Here is a 6,472-nt window from a genome sequence, read left to right as displayed (position 1 = left end):
CCCCCCCCCCCCCCCCCCCCCCCCCCCCCCCCCCCCCCCCCCCCCCCCGGGGCCCCCCCCCCCCCCCCCCCCCCCCCCCCCCCCCACCGGGGATTGGCATCCACCCGATGAGCAGCGTCAGTGTTGTGATCCCCTGCTACAAGTACGGCCATTTCCTCGCCGACTGCGTGAGCAGCGTCCTGGACGAGCAGGACGGCGTCGACGTCCGCGTGCTCATCATCGACGACGCCTCGCCCGACGACTCGGCGGAGGTCGCGCACAAGCTGGCCGCCGCCGACCCGCGCATCGAAGTCATCGCCCACGCGACCAACAAGGGCCACATCGCCACCTACAACGAGGGCCTGCTGGAATGGGCCGACGGCGACTACGTCGCGCTGCTGTCCGCCGACGACCGGCTGGTCCCGGGCGCGCTGGTCAGGGCCGCCGCGCTGCTCGACGCCCATCCCGAGGCGGGCTTCGCCTACGGGCGCCCCCTGCGCTTCCAGCACGGCGGCCCCCTGCCCGAGGCCCGTACCCGCAGCACCGGCTCGGTGGTCTACCCCGGTCACTGGTGGCTGGAGCGGCGCTTCCGCGAGGGCACCGGCTGCATCACCTCCCCCGAGGTCGTCGTCCGCACCAGCCTCCAGCGCACGGTCGGCGGCTATGACCCGGCCCTGCCGCACGCCGGTGACATCGAGATGTGGATGCGGCTCGCCGCGCACGCCGACGTCGGCTACATCCGCGGCGCCGACCAGGCCTTCTACCGCGTCCACGGCAAGAACATGTCCACCACCGACTTCGGCGGCCAGCTCGACGACCTGCGCCAGCGCCTCGTGGCGTTCGACTCCGTCCTCACCAAGTGCGCCGACCGGCTGCCGCACGCCGACCGCCTCGCCGAGCAGGTCCACACCCGGCTCGCCCGCTTCGCGCTGCGCCGCGCCTACCGGGCCTACGACCGGGGCCGTACCGGGATCGTGCCCGTCGACGACTGCGTGGCCTTCGCCGAGGAGTGCCTGCCCGGCTACCGGGCGCTGCCCGAGTACCGGGCCCTGCGGCTGCGCCGACGGATCGGCCCCAAGGCCATGCCCTACCTCCAGCCGCTCATCTGGTCGGCCGTGGCCGAGCGCGGACGGGAACAGTTGTGGTGGGAGTCGTGGAAGCGCCGCGGCATCTGATGACCCACCAGTTCGACTCAGTCGGCCGCGGGGACGGGAGCGATGTGCCGGCGGCGGCCTTGAGGAACCTGCCGACGTCCCGTCAGATACCGGTCGAGCCACAGCGCCCCCAGCACCCCGGCGGTCAGGCCCAGCAGGGCCGTGCCCGCCAGGCCACGGCTCCTGTCCCCCCGCACCTCGGCGGCGCTGGGAGAGGTCAGGACCGAGGCGGTGATCCGCGAGCCGGCCGGGACGCGCTGCGCCGACTGCATCGCGTCGACATGCCGGGTGTACACGTCGATGATGCGGCGTACCGCCGTGACCGCGGCGTCGGCACCGGACGCCTGCGACTGCACCTGCAAGGAGGGGATCAGATAGCGGGGCGTCGCGCTGGTGCCGCTGTTGCGGGGGACCAGGTGGTACGTCCCCGAGACACCCGCGGCGCGCAACTCCGCGGTGCCGGCCGGGGACTGCAACTGCTGGACGGCCGCGTAGGAGACGACGGCGAGCGGGGGCAGCAGGTTGGTGTACTGGTTGGGCTGGTTGCGTGTCACCGGCGGCTTGAGGACGACCACCGCGGAGCCGACGTACTCCGGAGCGGGACGGACCACCTGGTAGGCCCCGGCCGCCGTCAGCAGCAGCGCGACCACCACGACGTACCAGCGGCGGAGCAGCGCGTCGGCGACGTTCCCAGGCGACATGCGGGTTCCTTCCGTCACTCCCGATACTGGCAGGACGCACGGCGGGATGCCACCGAATGGAGGGACGGTTCGTGAGTCTCGGTGAGATATGGGCCATTCTGCGCAGGCGTTGGTACTTCATGGTGCCCTTCACCCTGCTCAGTCTGCTCGGCGGCTCGTACCTGTACGTGACCGTGCCGGTCTCCTACCAGTCGCAGAGCTCGGTCGCGCTGCTCGACTCCTCCGCCGTGGCCCGGCTGGCCCCGACCTTCGGCAACCCCATCTCGAACGCGGGCGGTTCGCTGATCGTCACAGCCGACGTGCTGATCCGCACCCTCGAATCCAACGACGCCGCCAAGGAGTTGCGCGGACGGGGCGTCACCGACCCTTACACCGCCGGGTTCGCGCCGGCCAGCGACAGCCCGCTGCTCATGCTCGGCGTCACCGGAACCGACCGGGCGAAGGTGCTCAGGGAGACCAACACCCTCACCACGTTCGCCGGTGAACAGCTCAGCGCCCTGCAGGCCGCCGCCAAGGTCCCGCCCGCCTACTTCGTGCAGACCGCGCCAGTCGTGCTGCCGCAGACTCCGGTGGCCAAGTCCAAGAGCCGCTACCAGGACATCGCGGCCGTCGTCATCCTCGGTGTCGTCAGCGCCTTCCTGCTGTCGATCCTGATGGAGGGCGTCGCGGTGGTCCGCCGCCGCAGGCCCGCCAAGAGCGCCGAGCCGCGCGCGCGGCGGCCCCGCGGCCCCGGCCGGCTGGGCGCGGGTGCCCTGGGCCGGCGCGTCGACGCCACCGCGATCCTCACCGTCTACCTGGTGCTGGCCCTCTTCATCCCCTCGAACCTGGCCCTGCCCGCGCTCGGCGGCGTCGGCACCCCGGCCAACGTCTTCGCCCTGCTCGGACTGCTCTGGTACCTGGCCACCTGGCTCGGCGGCCGCATCCTGCCCGCGCCCGGCACCCGGCTCGTCCGGGTCGCGCTGTGCGTGCTCGGCGCGGCCGTCCTCGCGGCCTACGTCGCCGACGCCCTGCGCGAGAGCTCCCACCAGGAGGTCCTCGGTGCCGACCGCGGACTCATCGGCTTCCTGGTGTGGGTGTCGCTGGTCGTGCTCACCTCGGCCGGTGTGCAGGAGCGCGGCCGGCTCGACGTGCTGATGCGCCGCCTGGTGGTGCTGGGATCGGTCGTCGCCGCGATCGGCTTCTACGACTTCTTCGCCGCCACCAACATCGCGGACTCCATCCACATCCCGGGACTCCAGACCAGCGTGGCCCAGGTGTCCGTCATGGACCGCGGCGCCTTCACCCGGCCCCGGGCCACCACCGCCCAGCCGCTGGAGTTCGCCGGCATGCTGGCGATCCTGCTGCCCTTCGCGATCCAGCAGGCCCTGGACCCGGTCCGCCGCCACCTGCACGCGGCGCGCCGCTGGGGGCCGGTGGTGCTCATGGCCGGCGCGCTGCCCCTGTCGGTGTCACGGACCTCGATCATCGGGCTGCTGCTGGTGGCCCTGGTGATGGTGCCGCGCTGGAAGCCGGCCCGGCGCTGGGCCGCGATCGGCGTGATGACCGCCTCCGTGGCCGTGTTCAAGGTGCTCGTGCCCGGCCTGATCGGCACCATCACGGGCCTGTTCGCGTCGTTCCTGTCCAACTCCGACAGCAGCACCCAGGCCCGTACGGTCAAGTACAGCGCGATCGTGCCCTACCTGAAGGAACACCCGCTGTTCGGACGGGGCTTCGGTACCTTCACCCCGGACCTGTACTTCTTCACGGACAACCAGTACATGCTGTCCCTGGCCGAGATGGGCGTGCTCGGGTTGGTCGCCCTGCTCACCCTGTTCGTCACCGGCATCCACCAGGGCGGTGCCGTCCGGCGGCTCGCCCGCACCGAGTCCGACCGTGAATTGGGGCAGGCCTTCTTCGCCTCCTCGGTGGTCGCCATGGTCAGCAGCGCCACCTTCGACTCGCTGAGCTTCCCGATGTTCGCCGGCATGTTCTTCCTGGTGCTGGGGGCGGGGGCCAGCTACCTGGGGTTCATCCGGCGCGAAGCCGCGGCCGCCGCGGTCCCGGTCCCCCCTGCGCCCGCCGAGTCCCAGCAGCCCCAACTCGTGGAGTCCCGATGAGTCCCGTCGCCGTCGTCGTCGTCACCTGGAACAGCGCCTCGGTGCTCCCCGGGTTCCTCACCGCGCTGCCCGACGGCATGGCCGGGCTCGACTGGCGGCTGGTCGTCGCCGACAACGACTCGGCCGACGACACCGTCGACGTGCTGCGCGCGCTGGCCCCCGGGGCCACCGTCGTCCAGACCGGCCGCAACGCCGGGTACGCCGCAGGGATCAACGCGGCGCTGGCCGCCGCCGGCGCGTGGGAGGGCGGCCACGGCGCCGTTCTGATCTGCAACCCCGACATCCGGATGCGGCAGGGCTGCGCCAAGCGTCTCGTCGACCGCCTCGACGGTGAGGTCGGGATCTCCGTTCCCCTCCTGTACGAGGAGGGCCACGACACGCCACACTTCTCACTGCGCCGCGAGTCGAGCGTGTCCCGGGCCCTCGGCGAGGCCGTCATCGGCAACCGCAGGGCCGGGCGGTTCCCGGCGCTGAGCGAACTCGTCACCGACCCCGCCGCGTACCGGCGGCCCACCCGCGCGGACTGGGCGACCGGCGCGCTCATGGCGATCTCGGCCGACTGCCTGGCCGCCTGCGGCCCGTGGGACGAGTCCTTCTTCCTGTACTCGGAGGAGACCGAGTTCTGCCTGCGGGCGCGTGACCTCGGACACGTCACCCGGCTCGAACCGACGGCCGAGGCCGTCCACCTGGGCGGCGACTCCCAGGTCTCGCCCCGGCTGTGGCGCCTGCTCACCCTCAACCGCGTGCGGCTGTACGGGCGGCGCCACGGCGCCCTCGCGACGGCGTGCTTCCGGGCCGCCGTGTTCCTGCGCGAGGCGTCACGGGCCGCGCTGGGTCGCGAGGCCAGCCGCGCGGCGGCGGCCGCCCTGCTCCGGCCGGGCGCGCTGCGGGCCACGCCGGGGCCGTGAGCACCGCCCGGGCCGGGCGGGGCTCAGCCGGACCAGGTCGTGTAGTAGCTGGCCGGGTTGACCAGATACCGCACGGTGGCGTGCGGCACGTGCCGCACGCTGTGCCCGCGGCTGTAGCGGTGGACGAGCTCCCAGTCCTCGCGCGGCAGCACCTCCGGCGTGCGCCGCAGCCGGCTGAAGCGCAGGGCGCGGGTGCGCCGCGCCACGAACGCGTTGGTGTCCAGGAAGGACTCCCGGGCGGCCCGGCGGCGATCGAACGGCACGGACAGTACGTCCCGTTCGGTGCCGTCGGGCAGGACGCGGCGCAGGGCCGTGTAGACGCCGTCAGGGCCCTCGGACGACTCCAGGACCGCGAGGGCGCGCTCCAGGTGGTCGGGTTCCCACTGGTTGTCGTCGTCGAGGAACGCCACGTACCGCGAGCGGGTCAGACGGATGCCGACATTGCGCACGACGCCGGCCACGCCGGTGTTGCGTGCCAGCGAAACGGCGAACAGGCGCGGGTCGTGCGGGAGTTCGGGCAGCCCCGCGCCGTCGTCGACGACGACCACGACCTGGTCGCGGACGGTCTGGGCCAGGGCCGAGCGGACGGCCGCCCGCAGTTCGTCGGGGCGGCGGTGGGTGGCGATGACGGTGGCGACGAGGGCGGCGGGCCGGTCGGCGGCGGCCGCGAGACGGCGGACCTCGGCGGTCTCCAGGCGGCGCAGCCGCAGCGCGGAGGGCGCGAGCAGGACCTTGTTGCGCAGCTCGAACAGGACGAGCCAGCCGAAGGCGTGCTTGAGGAGTTCCCAGGGGGCTCGGGCGATGCGTCGCATGATCCTCTTCCTCAGCCGGCCGGCTCGGGCGTGATCGGGGTGCCGTCGGAGAAGCGGTTGCCGCGCCAGACGTTGCCCGAGCCTTCGGCGTTCCAGGCGGCGACGGCTCCGTAGCCGCCGGCGTTGCGGTGGTACCGGGTGGAGAAGACGTTGTTCGTGACCGTGATCCCGGTGGACCCGTCGCCGCCGCCGTAGAGCGAGTAGGCGCCGCCGGCCAGCAGATTGCCGTCGATCACGGTGTTGGAGACATGGCCGGTGTCGGCGAACAGGCCGATGCTCGCGGAGGCTCCCCGGTCCACGGCGACCGGGTTGAGTAACGTGTTGTGCCGGATGACCAGGCTGCCCTTGTTGCCGCCACCGCTGATGACCGCGTCGGTGTGCTGCCACTCGCCGCCCGCGTTGCGGAAGGGCACGAGGTCGTGGACGTAGTTGTCGTGGATGTGGCCCTGGCCCATGGACAGGGCGTTGCCGAAGACGGAGATGTCGCACCAGCCGACCTCGACGGAGCTGGTGCCCATGTCGGAGACGGCGTAGTCCTCGCCGCCGTTGTCCCGCCCCTTGCCGGGGATCGCGGTGATGGTGCTGTGCAGTACGCGCAGTCCGCGGTACCCCGGGCGCAGGTTGACCCCCCACCAGTTGGTCGAGGTGATCCTGGAGTCGATGATCGTCACGTCGTTCGCGTAGATGTCGAGCGACCCGGTGATGTCCCACCCCCTGATGACGGCGCCGTCGGTCCTGACGGTCGTGTCGCCGGTGTGGTGCGGGGTGAGGGGGATGCGAGGGCCGGTGCTGCGCGCGTCGGGGAAGCCTGCCTGCCGGGGC

Annotated in this window: 6 protein-coding genes; 3 read left to right on the top strand and 3 right to left on the bottom strand. The window is 72.7% G+C overall.

All coding sequences use genetic code 11. The features are described 5' to 3' along the window. Nucleotides 1-107 precede the first annotated feature (107 nt). Complete coding sequence (locus tag V7E45_RS37955; protein ID WP_333778830.1) at nt 108-1,154, top strand: glycosyltransferase; 1,047 nt, start codon at nt 108-110, stop codon at nt 1,152-1,154. A gap of 17 nt (nt 1,155-1,171) precedes the next feature. Here V7E45_RS37955 and V7E45_RS37950 read toward each other — a convergent pair whose 3' ends face one another. Then, the gene (locus V7E45_RS37950; RefSeq protein ID WP_333778829.1) at nt 1,172-1,834 is read right to left on the bottom strand and encodes a hypothetical protein; all 663 of its coding nucleotides are present in this window, start codon (nt 1,832-1,834) and stop codon (nt 1,172-1,174) included. A gap of 71 nt (nt 1,835-1,905) precedes the next feature. Between V7E45_RS37950 and V7E45_RS37945 the strand changes: the two genes are divergently transcribed. Together V7E45_RS37945 and V7E45_RS37940 are read left to right on the top strand one after the other, a co-directional pair. Next, nucleotides 1,906-3,930 carry an O-antigen ligase family protein gene (locus V7E45_RS37945; protein ID WP_333778828.1) on the top strand — a complete coding sequence of 675 codons (2,025 nt, stop codon included), beginning with the start codon at nt 1,906-1,908 and terminating at the stop codon, nt 3,928-3,930. Next, entirely contained in the window at nt 3,927-4,838 is a 912-nt protein-coding gene (locus tag V7E45_RS37940) for a glycosyltransferase family 2 protein (protein ID WP_333778827.1), read from the top strand. The genes V7E45_RS37945 and V7E45_RS37940 overlap by 4 nt, the downstream gene beginning before the upstream one ends. Before the next feature lie 23 nt (nt 4,839-4,861). On the opposite strand, the gene V7E45_RS37935 is transcribed toward V7E45_RS37940, so the two are convergent. Together V7E45_RS37935 and V7E45_RS37930 are read right to left on the bottom strand one after the other, a co-directional pair. Further along, entirely contained in the window at nt 4,862-5,650 is a 789-nt protein-coding gene (locus tag V7E45_RS37935) for a glycosyltransferase family 2 protein (protein ID WP_333778826.1), read from the bottom strand. Nucleotides 5,651-5,661: 11 nt separating this feature from the next. Next, nucleotides 5,662-6,472: hypothetical protein (locus V7E45_RS37930; RefSeq protein WP_333778825.1), on the bottom strand; the 811-nt coding region annotated here is incomplete at its 5' end.

Source organism: Streptomyces sp. IBSBF 3136 (assembly GCF_036815105.1).
Taxonomy (GTDB): Bacteria; Actinomycetota; Actinomycetes; order Streptomycetales; family Streptomycetaceae; genus Streptomyces.
The sequence above is the reverse complement of the archived record's forward strand: the minus strand, read 5'-3'. Positions and strand labels throughout refer to the sequence as shown.

Bases quoted from the DNA above. Each gene is read 5' to 3' on its own strand.
- V7E45_RS37950 (WP_333778829.1), bottom strand. From the start codon at position 1,834: ATGTCGCCTGGGAACGTCGCCGACGCGCTGCTCCGCCGCTGGTACGTC.
- V7E45_RS37955 (WP_333778830.1), top strand. From the start codon at position 108: ATGAGCAGCGTCAGTGTTGTGATCCCCTGCTACAAGTACGGCCATTTC.
- V7E45_RS37940 (WP_333778827.1), top strand. From the start codon at position 3,927: ATGAGTCCCGTCGCCGTCGTCGTCGTCACCTGGAACAGCGCCTCGGTG.
- V7E45_RS37935 (WP_333778826.1), bottom strand. From the start codon at position 5,650: ATGCGACGCATCGCCCGAGCCCCCTGGGAACTCCTCAAGCACGCCTTC.